Consider the following 15,667-nt stretch of genomic DNA (forward strand, 5'->3'; position numbering starts at 1 on the left):
GCGCGTGGTGGTGCGCCGTACTCCTGGTTCTCGGTCTCCCGGGTCCGGTACGGCACGAGACCGTGTCAGCGTCCGTCGCGACACGGCCCGCCCCCTCGCGGGCTGCGGCGGACCTGCCTCCCGGCTACACCAACGGGTGCCACCTGGACCAGAGCCGCACCACTCCGCGGGGCTGCGTCTACGGCGACAAGCGGGCCAAGCGGACGATCACCCTGGTCGGGGACTCCAAGGCCCGCCAGTGGCTGCCCACCCTGGATCGCTACGGCAAGGCCGCGAAGTGGCGGATCGTGGCCCACACGAAGTCCGCCTGTCCGTTCACCCAGGCCGCTGTCCCCCAGGCGCGGACGGGTCGGCGGTACGCCTCCTGCGCCCGGTGGAACGACCGGGTCCTGTCCCGGCTCCGAAGGGACCGGCCGCGGGTGGTGGTCGTCGCCCTGTACGCCAAGTACGCGCTGGCGTCCCGGACCGCGACGACCACGGAGCAACGCCAGGCCGCGATGGCGCAGGGCATGCGCGCCTCGTGGCGGTCCGTGACGAAGGCGGGGTCCGAGCTGGTCGTGCTCAACTCGACGCCGTACATCGGGATGCCGTACCGCCGGCACCCGACGTGGCTCGCCTCGTCGTGCGTGGCGGCGCACCGCACCCGTACCGACCTGTGCGACGTCCCCGCGGCGAAGGCGCTGAGCGGTCCGGCGGTGTGGACCCAACAGGATCGTGACCGGGTGCTCACCGGCCTCGACGACGTGCACCTCATCGACCTCAACCCTCGGCTGTGCAGCTCGCGCACGTGCCGGGTCGTGCTGGGTCACGTGCTGGTCTACCGGGACACCCATCACCTGACCGCGACCATCGCCCGACGGTTGTACCCCTACCTGCGCAACCGCCTCACCCCCCTGCTGAGCCAGCGGTCCCGTCAGGCCAGCTCGGCCAGCAGCTGAAGCTCCTCCGCGCGGGACAGACCGGCCGCGCGAGGACGGTCGAGGCCACGGTCACGCTCGTCGGCGAGGGTGTCGGCAAGGGTGCGGTCGAGCGGTCGGCGCACCAGGCCCCACCCGATCGCACGGGCGTCGTCCATCCGGCCCATGCCGTGATGGCTCGCCGGCAGCCACAACGGCAGCGAGCGCGGTCCCATCCACTCCTGGACGCCGTGCTCGTGCAGCCAGTCCACGACCGGCACGACGCGTCGGCCCGTGAAGCCGCTGACCTCGGCGGACACCGCGATCAGCTCGTCCACCGTGGTGCGGCTGCCGGCGCCGTGGACGATGCCGGTCGCACCTCGCTCGGCCGAGCGCACGATCCACGCCGCCAGGTCACGGACGTCGATGACCTGCATCGGCTGGTGCGCGACATCCGGGACGAGCACGTCCTGGTCGCCGGCCAGCGCGAAGCGCGAGACGTAGTAGCCCAAGCGGTCCGAACGATCTCCGGGACCGCCGATCAGGCCGGCCCGGACCACCAGGTGCCGGGGCAGCGTCGTCACCGCCTGCTCACAGGCGACCTTGGCGTGGCCGTACTCCTCGGGCGTGGCCTCGTCGGCCTCCAGCGGTTCCAGCAGCGGGGACGACTCGGTCAGCGGTCCGCTCTGATCGGCGTACACCGAACCCGTCGAGACGAACGTCCAGTGCCCGGCCCGACCACCGAGGGCCGCCACGGCCGACCTGACCTGGCCGGGCTGGCGGGACAGGTCGACGACCAGGTCCCACGCACGATCGGCCACCGCATCGTAGGCGCCGGGAGCCGACCGGTCCGCTCGGACGAAGGTCGCGCCGGCGGGCGCCTGTCCGGACTCGCCGCGGGCCAGGCAGGTGACGTCGTGGCCCCTGCCCAACGCCTCCCGCGCGATGCAGCCACCGACCCAGGAGGTCCCACCCAGCACGAGCATCGTCGTCATCGACCCATCACAGCACGGATACCGGCAGCACCGACAGCGGTGTTCACTCCCGGCGCAACGCGCGCACGCGATCCGCTGGCGCAACGGGCATAGCCTGTTCTCATGTCTTCTGAGCTCTTGACCGTCACCGGCACCGTCTACTTCCGCGAGAAGATCAGCCTTCCTCCGGGCGCGATCGCCACGATCAAGCTGGTGGACGGCGAGGGCGAGGTGCTGGCCGGCACCGCGATCAGCTCGGTCGCCGTACCGACCGAGTTCAGCCTCTCGGCCGATCCGGCGTTCGCGCCCGATCCGGACCAGCTGTTCATCTGGGCCGCGCTGCGCAGCGAGGCCGGCGTGTGGGGAACCACCGAGCTCGTGCCCGTCACCGCCGACGCCAACGCCGTGCTGCTGACCAAGATCGAGGACTGACCGGGTGGCGCGGGGCGGCGGCCCAACCGTCATCCACCTGACCGAGGCCGAGGTGCGCGCCGGCGGCGCCCCCATCCTGCGGCGCATCGCCGCGATGCTGCGGCCGTACCGCACCAAGATGGTGTTCGTCGCGATCGCGGTCGTCGTGTCCGCCGCGCTCACCTCGCTCGTCCCGTTCCTGACCAAGGCCATCTTCGACAAGGCGCTGTTCCCGCCGGACGGCGACATCCGCACTCACCTGCTGGCCTGGCTGGTGGCGGGGATGTGCGCGATACCCGTGGTGACCGCCCTGATCGGCATCGGCCAGAACTGGCTGACGTCGACGATCGGCAACTCCGCGATGGCCGATCTGCGCGGCGACCTGTTCGCGCACCTGCAGAAGATGGAGCTGGCCTTCTTCACCGCGACCAAGACCGGCGCGATCCAGTCGCGGCTGGCCAATGACGTCGCCGGCGTCCGGACGGTGCTGACCGACACCGCCACGTCGATCCTGCAGAACAGCGTGACCGTGACCGCGGCGTTCATCTCGATGGTCATCTTGTCGTGGCAGCTGACCATCCTGACGCTGATCCTGATGCCGGTGTTCATCGTCATCCAGCTGCAGGTCGGCAAGCGCCGCCAGCGGCTGGCCCGCAAGACCCAGGAGTCGCTGTCGGAGATGACCGCGATCACCGAGGAGGCCCTCAGCGTCTCCGGCATCCTGCTGTCCAAGGTCTTCAACCGGGCCGACTCCGAGGTCGAGCGCTACCGGCAGGCCAACCGGGAGCAGACCCGGCTGCAGGTCGACCAGGCCATGACCGGTCGGGCCTTCTTCGCCACGGTGCAGACCTTCTTCGCCATCACCCCGGCGCTGATCTACCTCGCCGCCGGCCTCATGCTGCAGGGCAGCAGCGAGCTGACCGCCGGGACGCTCGTGGCGTTCACGACCCTGCAGGCCCGGCTGCAGATGCCGTTGCTCCAGCTCATGCGGGTCTCCCTGGACGTCCAGACGTCCCTCGCGCTCTTCCGCCGCCTGTTCGAGTACCTCGACCTGGAGCCGGCGATCACCGAGCGTCCCGGTGCCGTGGAGCTCGACCCCCACGCGCTGCGCGGGCAGATCGAGTTCCGCGACGTCCGGTTCCGCTATCCCGAGCCGCGCAGCCTCAGCGGGACGGTTGTCCGTGACCGCTTCGGCGAGTCCGGCGTGCGCATCGACAGCGGTCCCGCGCCCGAGCAGGGCTGGGCGCTCGACGGCATCTCGCTGACCGTGAAGCCGGGCCAGCTGGCCGCCATCGTCGGGCCGTCCGGCTCCGGCAAGACCACCATGACGTACCTGGTCCCGCGGTTCTACGACGTCAACGAGGGTGCGGTGCTGATCGACGGGACCGATGTGCGCGACCTGACGATGGGATCGCTCGCCGAGGCGGTCGGCATGGTGACGCAGGAGCCGTACCTGTTCCACGGCTCGATCCGCGACAACATCGCCTATGCCAAGCCCGATGCGAGCGCCGAGGAGATCGAGGAGGCCGCCCGCGACGCCAACATCCACGACCGGATCGTGTCGTTCCCTGAGGGCTACGAGACGATCACCGGCGAGCGCGGCTACCGGCTCAGCGGCGGTGAGAAGCAGCGCCTGGCGATCGCCCGCGTGCTCCTGATGGACCCGCGCATCCTGATCCTGGACGAGGCGACGTCCGCGCTGGACACCGAGACCGAGCGGCTCGTGCAGGACGCCCTGGAGCGGGCCACGCACAACCGCACGACGATCGCGATCGCGCACCGGTTGTCCACGATCCACAACGCCGACGTGATCTTCGGGCTCGAGGACGGTCGCCTGGTCGAGCAGGGCACGCACGACGAGCTGCTCGCCCTCGGCGGGCTGTACTCGCGGCTGTACGTCGAGCAGTTCGGGTCCGGCCGGATCGAGGCGCGGTTCACCGACGGCGTCCGGTTCACCGACGGCGAGGTGTACTGCGACCGCCCGGCGCCGGACGAGCGTCGCGCGGACGTGTCGTTCTAGGGGCTCAGCCCTTCCGGGTCACCCGCTGGTGGGCCGAGGCCAGCACCTGCTGGACGGTGCGGTCGATCTTCTTGGTCTCCTTGAGGCCCGGCACGGAGTAGATGATCGACGTCAAGGTGCCGTCCGAGCAGGTCTGCGCGGAGATGCCGGACTCGGTCTGGCTGATCGGCACGGTGGTGACGGTCGTCGTGGTGCCCTTCTTCTCCCCGCCGAGCTCGGCCAGCGTCACGAAGGCATCACAGGCCTGCTTGTCGGTGAACTTGTCGGCCCCGGCCAGCAGCTTCTTGGCCGCGTCGAGATCCTTCTTGTCCTGGCCGGCCTTGAGCTCACCGGAGGACTCGAGCTGCTTGACGATGGCGGGCAACGACTTGGCCCACTGCTTCGCCGGCAGTGTGGTGACCTGGACCAGGGCCTTGTCGCTCTGCCACCGGCACTGGCTGCTGCCGTCGGCGCCCGTTGCGGCGACGATCTCGTCGACGGCCGATCCGGCCAGCTTGGCCCGGTCGGCGGCGGTGAGGCTCTTGCAGGCGATCTGGTCGCGGTCGATCGGTGCCGCGGTGGCGCTGGGGGTGGCCGACGCCTTCGCGGACTTCTTGGCGTCCGCGTCGTCGTCCGAGCCGCCGCACGCGCTCAGCAGGACGAGCGCGGCCGCGGCCAGGGGGACGAGGCGTCGGGTCACCGAGGAAGTCATCCCACCACTGTAGGAGGCGTGCCCACGGGCCCGATGCCGAGCGTTCGCGGTCCGGCTCAGCCGGCAGAGGACCGGCGCATCTCGCGCACCCGCACGACCACGAAGCCGATGATGACCACCAGCACGGCGAGGATGACCACCTTCTGGAAGGCGTCGGCGTACGGCTCGACCCGGTCCCAGTTCCTGCCCAGCCGGTATCCGGCGACGACGAAGATCGAGTTCCAGATCGCGCTGCCGAGGGTCGTCAGCGCCAGGAACAGCGGGAAGCTCATCTTCTCGACGCCTGCCGGCAACGAGATGAGACTGCGGAAGATCGGCACCATACGACCGAAGAAGACGGCGGCCGAGCCGTGCTTGAGGAACCAGGCCTCGGTCTTCTCCATGTCGCTGACCTTGAGCAGCGGCACCTTCTCGAAGACGAGCGCCGCACGGTCCCGGCCGAAGATCGCGCCGAGCCAGTACAAGATGACGGCGCCGGTGACCGAGCCCAGGGTCGTCGCCACGAGCGCCCCGGCCAGGGAGAACGTCCCCTGGCTGGCGGCGAATCCCGCCAGCGGCAGGATGATCTCGCTCGGGATGGGCGGGAAGAGATTGTCCATCCCGACCGCGAGGCCGGCTCCGAACAGACCCAGCTTGTCCATCAGCTCGACGGTCCAGCCGGCGAGCCCTGAGTCGGGGGCGTTGTCGGCCGCGGCTGTGAGGGCGGTCAGTAAGGTCACGGGCATGAGCGTATCTTCCGGGCTCAATCGAGCAGGCATCCTGACCGGTCTGGTGGCAGTCGTCCTGGTCGCGGCCGCCCTGGTGGTGAGGCCGGACGGGTCGAGCGACTCGGCGACCGCTCCGGCCTCGGACACCCTGACCGCGATCCGCTCGGCCACCCCGTCGGCGGCACTGGACGTGGTCTCGACCACGAGGCTCGGGGCCCCCGTCGAGGTCTCCCGGCGACTGCTCGAGTCGTCCCCCACCGTCGTGCTGGCCGACGCGACCGATCCCGCGGCGCAACAGATCGCGATCACCTCGGCCTCGACCCTCGGCGTCCCGGTGCTGCTGGACACCCCCGAGGCGCCGGCCGAGATCGATCGCCTCGGCGCCACGACGGTGCTGACCTTCGGTCGAGTCGCAGCCGTCCCGGGAGCCACGGCGGTCCCGGTCGACGAGGCGCAGGCCGCCGCGGAGATCGACCGCCGACGAGAGGCCGCCGGCCAGCGTTCGGCCGCGACGGCCGACGCCATCGTCATGACCCGGTCCGCATCGTCCAATGCCGCCGCGGTGGCGACCGCCCGGGCCGCCGGTGCGCACGTGCTCGAGGTCCCCGATGCGGATCCGCGCACCGATTCCGAGGCGGCCCGCTACCTCGCCGAGCATCCTGACCACCCGGTGATCGCGCTGGGGTCGTCCTTCGCCCACGTGGCCTACCCGCTCGACGTCGTCCGCAAGGGCATCGAGCAGCCGGCCGGCGGATATCTCGCTCTGGGCGGGAAGACGACGTACACCGCGATGTACGGCCACCCCGGCGCCCCGCAGCTCGGTGTCCTCGGCGAGCAGGGCGTGCAGGCGTCCATCAAGCGGGTCGAGCGCCTCGTGCGCAAGTATCAGCGCGCGGCGCCGGACGCGGAGTTCGTGCCGACGTTCGAGATCATCGCGACCGTCGCCTCGGCCTCAGCGGGCAAGGACAAGAACTACTCGACCGAGACCCCTGTCGCAGAGCTGCTGCCCCTCGTCGATGCTGCCGAGAAGGCCGGCATCTACGTGATCCTCGACCTGCAGCCGGGCCGCACCGACTTCCTGACCCAGGCCAAGAAGTACCGGTCGCTGCTCGAGCGTCCGCACGTCGGCCTGGCGATCGACCCGGAGTGGAGGCTCACCAAGAAGCAGAAGCACCTGGTGCAGATCGGCTCGGTCACCGCCGACGAGATCAACCGCACCGGCGACTGGCTTGCCGACCTGACCAAGAGCAAGAGCCTGCCGCAGAAGATCTTCGTGCTGCACCAGTTCTCGTCCTCGATGATCAAGCATCGCGGTCGCCTCGACACCTCACGGCCCGAGCTGGCGACCGTGATTCACGTTGATGGCTCGGGACCTCAAGGCGCGAAGCAGGGCACGTGGCACCACTTACGTGCCAAGGCCCCGCGTGGAGTCGGGTGGGGCTGGAAGAACTTCGTCGACGAAGACTCGCCGATGCTCACAGCTCAGCAGACCTGGCGCCAGGTCAAGCCCCACCCCGATCTCATCACATATCAATAGTTCAGGGCCCGCGGACGGCTGACCAGTGCGATACCGCCTGCCAAGCACAGCAGGCCAGCCAACGCGAGTCCGTTCAGTCCCGACCGAGCACCTGCGGCGGGGAGCGCCGACGTCGCCTCGTCCGGATCAGACACGTCCGGATCGTCTCGGTCGACGACAGGCTCGTCGGTTGCCTCATCTCCATCGTCGATGACGTTGACAGGCGGATTGGACACGATCTGGATCGCCGTTGAAGCGGTGAGCGGCGAGCCGCCGTCGGTCGCTGTAGCGACGATTCGGTGGTCTCCGAGAGCTGAACCAGCCGGGATCGTCGTTGTGAGCGAGTACGCTCCGGCTCCATCGACCGTAACGGTGCCCAAAACCACCGGATCCGAGTGAAGCGCGATCTCGACAGATGTGCCCGCCGCAAGCGTGCTCGTGCCGGTCACAACGATCGTGTGGCCCGGTTGGTAGACCTGTCGATCAGTGCCGACTGACAGCTGTGAAACAGGCGTCGAGCCGCTTGACTTCCAGGCAGCGTAGAGGACGACATCGGCCTCGACCGTTGTTGCGAAGTCGTAGCGTGCTCCCGAGGCCGACCCAACTCGCCAGCCGTCGAACGTCAGTTCTTGATCGGTGGGCGCCGTAGGTGCGGTCGCAGTGGTGCCACAGATGACCTTCTGCGGTGCAATCGCGTCACCATGGCCGCCCAGATCAAACGTGACTTGCGGTGTCACGACGGGATAACCGTGCCACTCGAATCCGAAGTTGGCCGCATACTGACATTCCGGAATGATGCGGACCTCATTGTGAGAAAAGGAGCCGTACCGAACGTCGTCTGGATCCATCGGGTTCACCCGATCTTCGGCCACAGTCGGGCCGGGGCCGAAGACGTAGAGAGTCTTCAGGGTCCACGGTGACCTGCTGCCACTGAATGCCGATCCCCCTACGCTCCTGACCCCCGCAGAGAGGGTGAGTTCAACGAAAGGATTCTCAGCGAACGCACTTTCCCCAATGTCGATCGGACCTGCGCCGAAGGTGACTGAGGTGAGACCCGCCGCAGTGAAAGCGTAGTTTCCAATCGTGCGTACCGAGTCGGGGATCGTGAGGCTCCCCCCCGAACCAGCAGCCCCGAACGCCCAGTCGTCGATCGTCTCGACCGATGATCCCAGCGTCAACCCTGTCAACGGCTGATACCTGAATGCGCCCGCACCGATCGTCGTGACCGAATCGGGGATCACAAGATGGATGGCTAGCTGGGGCTCCCTCGGCGCGGCGTTGAACGCATCGGCACCGATCGTCACCAACGACTGACCCAGCGTCAAGGACATCAACTCATTGGCACCAAAAGCGCCCCGACCGATCGTCGTGACCGAATCGGGGATAACCAGCGAGGTCGCCAATGAGTCGTAGAACGCGAAGTCGCCAATCGATTCCACCGATGATCCCAGCGTCAACCCTGTCAACGGCTGATACCTGAATGCGCCCGCACCGATCGTCCTGACCGAATCGGGGATCACAAGATGGATGGCTAGCTGGGGCTCCCCAGGCCCGAGGTTGAACGCATCGGCACCGATCGTCACCAACGACTGACCCAGCGTCAAGGACATCAACTCATTGGCACCGAAAGCGGCTGCACCGATCGTCGTGACCGAATCCGGAATGACCACCGAGGTCAGCAATGAGTCGTGGAACGCGTAGTCGCCAATCGTTTCCACCGATGATCCCAGCGTCAGCGAGGCGATGTCGTTCTCGTCAAAAGCGTTGTCACCGAGCGTGCGCACATTGTCACCGATCACCACCGAGGTGATGCCCATGAATTTGAACGCCTCCGGCCCTACCGACACGACCGGGTACGTTGCGCCGTCGATACCGACCGAGTCAGGGATCACGACCGACGTTCCGCCTCCGGGATAGGAGATAGCGGTCGCGCCCGCCGAGGGGTTCTGGTCGTCGAAGGAATACTCGATGCCGTTGACGACCTCCGTTGCTGCACCACGCCTCGCAACCTTCTTCACCCCCGTGGGCTTGGCAGCCGAGCGGGCTGACGTCGGCTGGGGCACCTCGTCGACGGACACCTCGGCCTGCTCGGGTTCCTCAGCAACAGGTGGCTCCGACGCTTCCTCATCGCCTGGCTGCTGCTCGGATACGGGACTCGCCGCGACCAACTCGGGCGCGCTTGCCGCAGGGTCAGCGGCGGAGTCCGCGACTGCCGGCGAAAGTCCGGGCAGGACTACGGAGACTGTCACCAAAGCCGCCAGGAGCACCCGGTGGCGCTGCCTGCGGTTGCGGCGATGAGTGGGACGGTAGGTGGTCGAGCTGGCCATCTCGGTTCCTTCAGCGACTGATGTGCCGTCCCCCAACAGCGGATGCGATATGCGACGACCTTTCTACACCATCGATGGCGAAGGGGCGGCGGTGAGTGGCCTACATCACCTCAGCCGAAGAACTCGCCGGCGGCGACCGACGGGGGCTCGGCGTCGCGGGCCATCGGGGTGAAGCGCGAGTAGTGGCCCTGGAAGCTGACGGCGATCTTGTTGGTCGGTCCGGAGCGGTTCTTGGCGATGATGATGTCGGCCTCGCCGGGACGATCGGACTCGCCGGCGCCCTGGGCGTCCGGGCGGTTGAGCAGCAGCACGATGTCGGCGTCCTGCTCGATCGAGCCGGACTCACGCAGGTCGGAGATCTGCGGGGTCTTGTCGGTGCGCTGCTCCGAGCCACGGTTCAGCTGGCTGATCGCCACGACGGGGCACTCCAGCTCCTTGGCGAGGAGCTTGATGTTGCGCGAGAACTCCGAGACCTCCACCTGGCGGTTCTCGACCCGCTTGCCCGATGTCATGAGCTGCAGGTAGTCGATCACGATGAAGCCCAGGCCGTGCTGCTTCTTGATGCGACGGGCCTTCGAGCGGATCTCGGGCATCGTCATGTTGGGGCTGTCGTCGATGATGATCGGCGCGGAGTTGACCCGTGGCATGGCCTTGGTGATGGCGTCCCAGTCGCGCTGGCTCATGCCACCACCGCGCATGTGGCCGATGCTGACCCGTGCCTCGGCCGAGAGCATGCGCATGGCGATCTCGGCGCCGGTCATCTCCAAGGAGAAGATCGCGCAGGGGATCTGGTGGCGGATGGCCGCCGACCGCACGAAGTCCAGGCCGAGCGTGGACTTGCCGACACCGGGTCGCGCGGCGACGACGATCATCTGGCCGGACTTGAAGCCGGTGGTGAACTTGTCGAGATCAGGAAAGCCCGAGGGCACGCCGGACATGCTGCCGTCGCGGCCCTGGATCTCCTCGATCTCGTCGATCGTGAGCGGCATGAGGTCCGAGACCATCCGGTAGTCCTCGGCCTGGCTCGTGCCGTCGACGTCGAGCACCTCGGCCTGCGCGCGGTCGACGATCTCGGCGACCTCGCCCTGGCCGGACTGGCCCATCTGGGAGATGCGATGACCCACCTCGACGAGGCGGCGCAGGACCGCCTTCTCGCGCACGATGTGGGCGTAGAAGTCGACGTTGGAGGCGATCGGCACCGACTGCACGAGATCGTGCAGATAGGGCGCGCCGCCGACGCGGCCGATCTCGCCGCGGCGGTGCAGCTCGGCGGCGACCGTGATCGCGTCGGCGGGCTCACCGCGGTTGGCCAGGTCGACGATGATGTCGAAGATGATCTCGTGGGCGGGCCGGTAGAAGTCACGACCCTGCAAGATGTCGGCGGCCGGGTCGATCGCGTTCTTGCTGAGCAGCATCGCGCCCAGGACGCTCTGCTCGGCGGCCATGTCCTGGGGTGGAACGCGTCCCGACGTCGGATCCTCCGCCGGTCCCGGACCGGCCTCGTAGAGGTCCGCAACGCTCACCGATGAGCCCCTTTCGTCGTCACTGTGCACCCTAGGATTCGGTGCAGACACAAACACCGACCCGTCACAGTAGGCCCCTGCGGACCGCTGTCAAAGACCGCACCGCACACCCCCTGTGCGCAACCCGGCCCAACCTGTGGAAAACGCCGTAAGCCATGTGCACAGCCGGTGGATGAAGTTGTGGACAAGCAATGATTTTAATCTCACGCACCTGCTCTGACCTGCAGAAACACCCTGCGGGGGATGTGGAGCCAAAATAGTTGGGGCGGGACCTTCGTCCACCGTCCCCTGTTCATAGACTTGTCGACAAACCCCGTCACACGAACCCCACAGCACCCATCCGTCACGTCCAGGAAGGCCGGCATGAGGCTGCGCAACCACGCCGACCGGCAGATCCTGGCCGTCGCCGTGCCGGCCTTCTTCGCACTCGTCACCGAGCCGCTGATGCTGCTGGCCGACACCGCGATCATCGGCCACCTGGGCACCCCCGAGCTGGGTGCGCTGGCGGCCGCGTCGGTCGTGCTGGGCACGGTCGTCGGGCTGTGCGTCTTCCTGGCCTACGGCAGCACCGCCAGCGTGGCACGGCAGCACGGCGCCGGCGACGAACGGGGAGCGTATGGCCTGGCGATCAGCTCGCTGTGGCTCGCAGCGGGCCTCGGTGTCGGCCTCGGCCTGCTCGTCGCGGCGACCAGCGGGCCGTTGTCCCGGGCGCTGTCCAGCTCGCCGCGGGTCGCCGATCTCGCGCAGGACTACCTGGTCGTGTCGGCGCTGGCAGTTCCAGCAATGCTGCTGATCCTGGCGGCGACGGGCGCCCTGCGCGGCGTGCTGGACCTCAGGACCCCGTTGATCGCGACGATCGTGGCCAACATCGTCAACGTCGTGCTCAACCTCCTGTTCGTCTACGGGCTGGGCGGCGGCGTCCGGGGAGCGGCCGCCGGCACGGTCCTGGCCCAGTGGCTCGCCGCGGGCTGGTTGACCTGGGTGGTCGTCCGGCGCGCCCGACCCGCCCACGCGGCGATCCGTCCCCGGATCGGGCAGATCCTGGCTGCCGCGCGCCAGGGCGTCCCGCTCATCGTCCGCACCCTGACGCTGCGGACCACCGTGGTCCTGGCGGCGCTGGTCGCGGCCGGCCTGGGCGACGTCCAGCTCGCGGCGCACCAGGTCGCGGCGACGCTGGTGACCCTCCTGGCCTTCGGGCTGGACGCCGTCGCGATCGCCGGGCAGACCCTCACCGGACGCGCCCTGGGGGCCGGGGACGCACCGGGCACCCGGGCCCTGACGCGGCGGATGATGGCGTGGGGGCTCGGCACCGGACTGCTCGCCGCAGCCCTGCTGGCCGGCCTGGCTCCGTGGATCCCGCACCTGTTCACCGGTGACCCGGCCGTGCGGGACGCCCTCGTGCCGGCACTGCTGGTGGTCGCCGCGATCCAGCCCCTGTCAGGCGTGGTCTTCGTGCTCGACGGGGTGCTGATCGGGGCGGGCGACGGGGTGTACCTCGCGATCGCGGGCCTGTTCACGCTCGCGGTCTACGCCCCGCTGGTGCTGGTGGTCGGGTGGGCCGACGCGGGATTCACCTGGCTGTGGGTCGCGTACGGCGGGTTCATCGCCGCACGGCTGGTGACCCTGGTCCTGCGGGCGCGCAGCGACGCGTGGCTGGTGCTGGGAGCCGGCGGTCCAGCAGACTGAGGCCATGACCCGCACCGAGGAGTACGCACCCGGACGTCTGCTGGACGTCCGTGGCGAGACCGGACCAGTGGTCCTGCTGTGGCACGGCCGCGGCGCCGACGCCCGCGGCGTCCTGGCGACGCTGAGCGAGCGCATCGCCGGGCACGGACTGACCGTCGTGACGGCCGACTGGGACGCGGACCGCCCCGACGGCGGGCGCGGCGACCTGCTGGGATCACTGGGCCGGGCGCGCGAGCTGGCGGTCGAGCGCGACCAGGACCCGGACACCATCACGGTCGCCGGGTGGTCGCTGGGCGCGGTGGCCGCGACCGGGCTGGCGCTGGACACCGAGGGACTGGGGCTCGGCGTGGGGGCCCTGGTGCTGATCGCCCCCGCCGACGGGCCCCGGGCCGTCAACGCGCTGTCCGGGCGGCCGCTGCCAGCGTCCCTGCCCGACGGGGCGGGTCGGTGCCACATCGACATCGTCTACGGCGACAGCGACACCGTCACGCCGCCGGACATGGTCTGCGGGCTGGAGCTCCGCCTGCGGGCCGCCGGCTGGGCGACGTCCCTGCACGAGCTGGACGGCGACCACGGCGATGTCGTCGGGTCGACGTACGACGAGCGGCGCGATGCCTACGTCCCGGCCGCCACGCCCCGCGCGCTCGCCGGCGCGACCGCGACCGCGCAGGTCATCGCCGCGGCGGCTACTTCTTCTTCGTGACGAAGCCCACCGAGGCCCAGTCGGGCTGCTCGAACTGGGCTGCGCCGTAGTTGACCAGGCCGCCGCGCACGCCGACGACCGTGGGTGTGACCGCGAGCGGGACCACGGGCGCCTCGGCCATCAGCCACTCGTCCAGCTTGGAGATGCGCCGCAGGAGCAGGTTCTCGTCCAGCGTGCCCAGGACGGTGGCGAAGCCGGTGCCGAACCGCGCCGGGCCGATGCCGGTGTAGTTCTGCGGCGAGTCCAGGGGGAAGTAGAACGGCTCGGCGGCCGCGACGGGGAACGGCGAGGCGCGGCGCATGAACGTCACCAGGTCGAAGTCGAGCGGGATGACGACGTCGTCGAAGAAGGTCGCCGCGGGCACGGGACGCTGGGTCACCGTGATGCCGATCTCCGCGAGGTCCTTGGCGATCGCGTCCGCCCGGGCAGCATTGGCCGGGGTGCCGTCGGGGACGGGCATCGTCAGCTCCAGCGGCTTGCCGTCCTTGGTGACCTTCCCGTCCGCTCCGGCGGTGTAGCCGGCGTCGGCCAGCAACGCGCGCGCCGCGGCCGGATCGTGGCTGATCTGCCGCGCGGCGTTGCGATAGCCCTGCTGGCCCGGGACCAGGAGCAGACTGCCCAGTGGCTCCGCCGGGGCGCCCAGCGGCGTGGCCGCCATCGTGGCGATGGGGCCACGGTCGATGGCCCGGGCCACGGCGCGGCGCACGTTGACGTCCGCGAGCGGCCCGCGACCCCCGTTGAGCGTCACCTGCGACCAGTCGACGCCCGCTGCCCGCTGGATCGTCCCGGTGCCCTTGGCCGTGTCGTACGTGGACGCCTGCAGGTCGACCGCGTCGAGCTCGTCATTGACGTAGGCCTCGGCCTGCACCGACGGGTCCGCGATGTTCCAGGTGATCTTGTCCAGCTTGGGCGGGTCGCCCCACCAGCGCGGATTCGGCTCCTGGGTGATCAGACCCTTCGCGCGGTCGATCGAGGTCACGACGAAGGGACCGTTGGAAGAGATCGCGCGCGACCGGAACGCCTTGTTGAACAGCTTGGGGGAGGCCGAGACATTGGCGGCCAGGCGCGGGTACACGTACTGCTGCCACTCGGCCGTGGGCTCCTTGAACGTCACGGCGTACGTGAACTTGTCCTTGCCCACGGTGATGGCCGAGATGTTGTCGTAGCCGGCCGTGGAGATGACCTGGAAGTCGTCGTTCGAGCCGTTCTGAGCCTTCCAGAACGCGATCATGTCCTGGGCGGTGATCGCGGTGCCGCCCTGCCAGACGGCCTTGGGGTTGAGCTCGACCTTGACGGTCAGCGGATTCTTGTCGGTGACCTCGACGGACTTCGCGTAGTCGGGGTCGACCTCCCAGCCGCCGTCGGCGGTGATGCGCACGGCGCTGCCCGTCGTCGGTGCGAGGATCCTGGCTGCGTCGGAGTCGGCGGCATCGGACTGCAGCGGATTGAAGTTCTTGGGCAGCGTCGCCGCGGCCAGTCGCAGCGTGCCGCCCTGGGCGACATCGGCGGGCTCGGCGGTGCGCCAGGCGGTGCTGGGCAGCGCGGTCTCGGCGGGGGTCTTCGCCGACGTGCTGCTCGTGGGGGTCTGGCTGGTCTTGGAACTCGGCTCGTCCTTGCTGGACGACGAGGAGCATCCGGAGAGCACGAGGCTCCCGGCCAGCAGGACGGACGCGACCGCAGCGACGGGGGAACGCATGATGGGGGGGTGCCACCGGCAACGGGCCGACACCCACCACTGGTGGAGGTGTCGGCCCGTCGAGGGGACTACTTCGCGGCGACCACGTTGATCTTGACCTGCGCGCTCACCTCGGGGTGAACGCGGACGGAGACCGTGTGGGCTCCGAGCGACTTGATCGGGTTACCGACCTCGATACGACGCTTGTCGACCTTGGCACCGGCCTCGCCGAGGGCCTCGGCGATGTCGGAGACGGTGACGGCGCCGAACAGGCGTCCACCCGCACCGGCGCGAACCGGGACGTTGATGGGAGCCGACTCGAGGTTGCCCTTGATGCTCTTGGCTTCCTCGAGGTCGTGGACGGCGTGCGCATCGCGCGCGGCCTGGATGGACTCGACCTGCTTGGCAGCGCCCTTGCTCCACCGGATGGCGAAGTTGCGCGGCAGCAGGAAGTTACGGCCGTAGCCGTCCTTGACCTCGACGATGTCGCCGGGGGCTCCGAGGTTCGTGACCTCGTGCGTGAGAATGAGCTTCATCA

At 69.1% G+C, this 15,667-nt stretch carries 13 protein-coding genes; 6 read left to right on the forward strand and 7 right to left on the reverse strand.

Annotated features, from left to right (window positions below; translation table 11 throughout):
• Positions 1-62: 62 nt before the first annotated feature.
• On the forward strand, positions 63-938 hold the full coding sequence (locus tag NQV15_RS17830) for an SGNH hydrolase domain-containing protein (RefSeq protein ID WP_232402379.1): 876 nt from the start codon (positions 63-65) through the stop codon (positions 936-938).
• Here the strand turns inward: NQV15_RS17830 and NQV15_RS17835 are convergent.
• Positions 914-1,891, reverse strand: coding sequence for an NAD-dependent epimerase/dehydratase family protein (locus NQV15_RS17835; RefSeq protein ID WP_232402381.1), 978 nt, complete (start codon positions 1,889-1,891; stop codon positions 914-916). The genes NQV15_RS17830 and NQV15_RS17835 overlap by 25 nt on opposite strands.
• A gap of 102 nt (positions 1,892-1,993) precedes the next feature.
• Between NQV15_RS17835 and NQV15_RS17840 the strand changes: the two genes are divergently transcribed.
• Complete coding sequence (locus tag NQV15_RS17840; protein ID WP_232402383.1) at positions 1,994-2,302, forward strand: YbaY family lipoprotein; 309 nt, start codon at positions 1,994-1,996, stop codon at positions 2,300-2,302.
• A 4-nt stretch (positions 2,303-2,306) separates the two neighbouring features.
• A complete protein-coding gene (locus NQV15_RS17845; RefSeq protein ID WP_232402385.1) occupies positions 2,307-4,301 on the forward strand; it encodes an ABC transporter ATP-binding protein in 1,995 nt (664 codons plus the stop codon).
• Positions 4,302-4,305: 4 nt separating this feature from the next.
• On the opposite strand, the gene NQV15_RS17850 is transcribed toward NQV15_RS17845, so the two are convergent.
• On the reverse strand, positions 4,306-4,992 hold the full coding sequence (locus NQV15_RS17850; RefSeq protein ID WP_232402387.1) for a hypothetical protein: 687 nt from the start codon (positions 4,990-4,992) through the stop codon (positions 4,306-4,308).
• 56 nt (positions 4,993-5,048) lie between these two features.
• A complete protein-coding gene (locus NQV15_RS17855; RefSeq protein WP_232402389.1) occupies positions 5,049-5,711 on the reverse strand; it encodes a DedA family protein in 663 nt (220 codons plus the stop codon).
• Between the two features lie 4 nt (positions 5,712-5,715).
• Here NQV15_RS17855 and NQV15_RS17860 point away from each other — a divergent pair, with 4 nt between their 5' ends.
• A complete protein-coding gene (locus NQV15_RS17860) occupies positions 5,716-7,236 on the forward strand; it encodes a hypothetical protein (protein ID WP_232402391.1) in 1,521 nt (506 codons plus the stop codon).
• Here NQV15_RS17860 and NQV15_RS17865 read toward each other — a convergent pair.
• Entirely contained in the window at positions 7,230-9,542 is a 2,313-nt protein-coding gene (locus NQV15_RS17865) for a leucine-rich repeat domain-containing protein (RefSeq protein WP_232402393.1), read from the reverse strand. The genes NQV15_RS17860 and NQV15_RS17865 overlap by 7 nt on opposite strands.
• A 110-nt stretch (positions 9,543-9,652) precedes the next feature.
• Positions 9,653-10,987: a replicative DNA helicase gene (gene dnaB, locus NQV15_RS17870; RefSeq protein WP_232403451.1), complete on the reverse strand. Its 1,335-nt coding sequence runs from the start codon at positions 10,985-10,987 to the stop codon at positions 9,653-9,655.
• A gap of 441 nt (positions 10,988-11,428) precedes the next feature.
• Here dnaB and NQV15_RS17875 point away from each other — a divergent pair, with 441 nt between their 5' ends.
• Both NQV15_RS17875 and NQV15_RS17880 read left to right on the forward strand, forming a co-directional pair.
• Positions 11,429-12,751, forward strand: coding sequence for an MATE family efflux transporter (locus tag NQV15_RS17875; RefSeq protein WP_232402395.1), 1,323 nt, complete (start codon positions 11,429-11,431; stop codon positions 12,749-12,751).
• A gap of 4 nt (positions 12,752-12,755) precedes the next feature.
• Positions 12,756-13,454 (forward strand): alpha/beta hydrolase, encoded by a 699-nt coding sequence (locus NQV15_RS17880; RefSeq protein WP_232402397.1) that lies wholly within the window; start codon positions 12,756-12,758, stop codon positions 13,452-13,454.
• Here the strand turns inward: NQV15_RS17880 and NQV15_RS17885 are convergent.
• Together NQV15_RS17885 and rplI are read right to left on the reverse strand one after the other, a co-directional pair.
• Positions 13,438-15,150, reverse strand: a complete 1,713-nt coding sequence (locus NQV15_RS17885; RefSeq protein WP_232402399.1) for an ABC transporter family substrate-binding protein — start codon at positions 15,148-15,150, stop codon at positions 13,438-13,440. The two genes, NQV15_RS17880 and NQV15_RS17885, sit on opposite strands and share 17 nt — an antisense overlap.
• A 68-nt stretch (positions 15,151-15,218) precedes the next feature.
• A complete protein-coding gene (rplI, locus tag NQV15_RS17890; protein ID WP_232402401.1) occupies positions 15,219-15,665 on the reverse strand; it encodes a 50S ribosomal protein L9 in 447 nt (148 codons plus the stop codon).
• Positions 15,666-15,667: the final 2 nt, after the last annotated feature.

It is taken from the genome of Aeromicrobium wangtongii (assembly GCF_024584515.1).
GTDB classification, from domain to species: Bacteria; Actinomycetota; Actinomycetes; order Propionibacteriales; family Nocardioidaceae; genus Aeromicrobium; species Aeromicrobium wangtongii.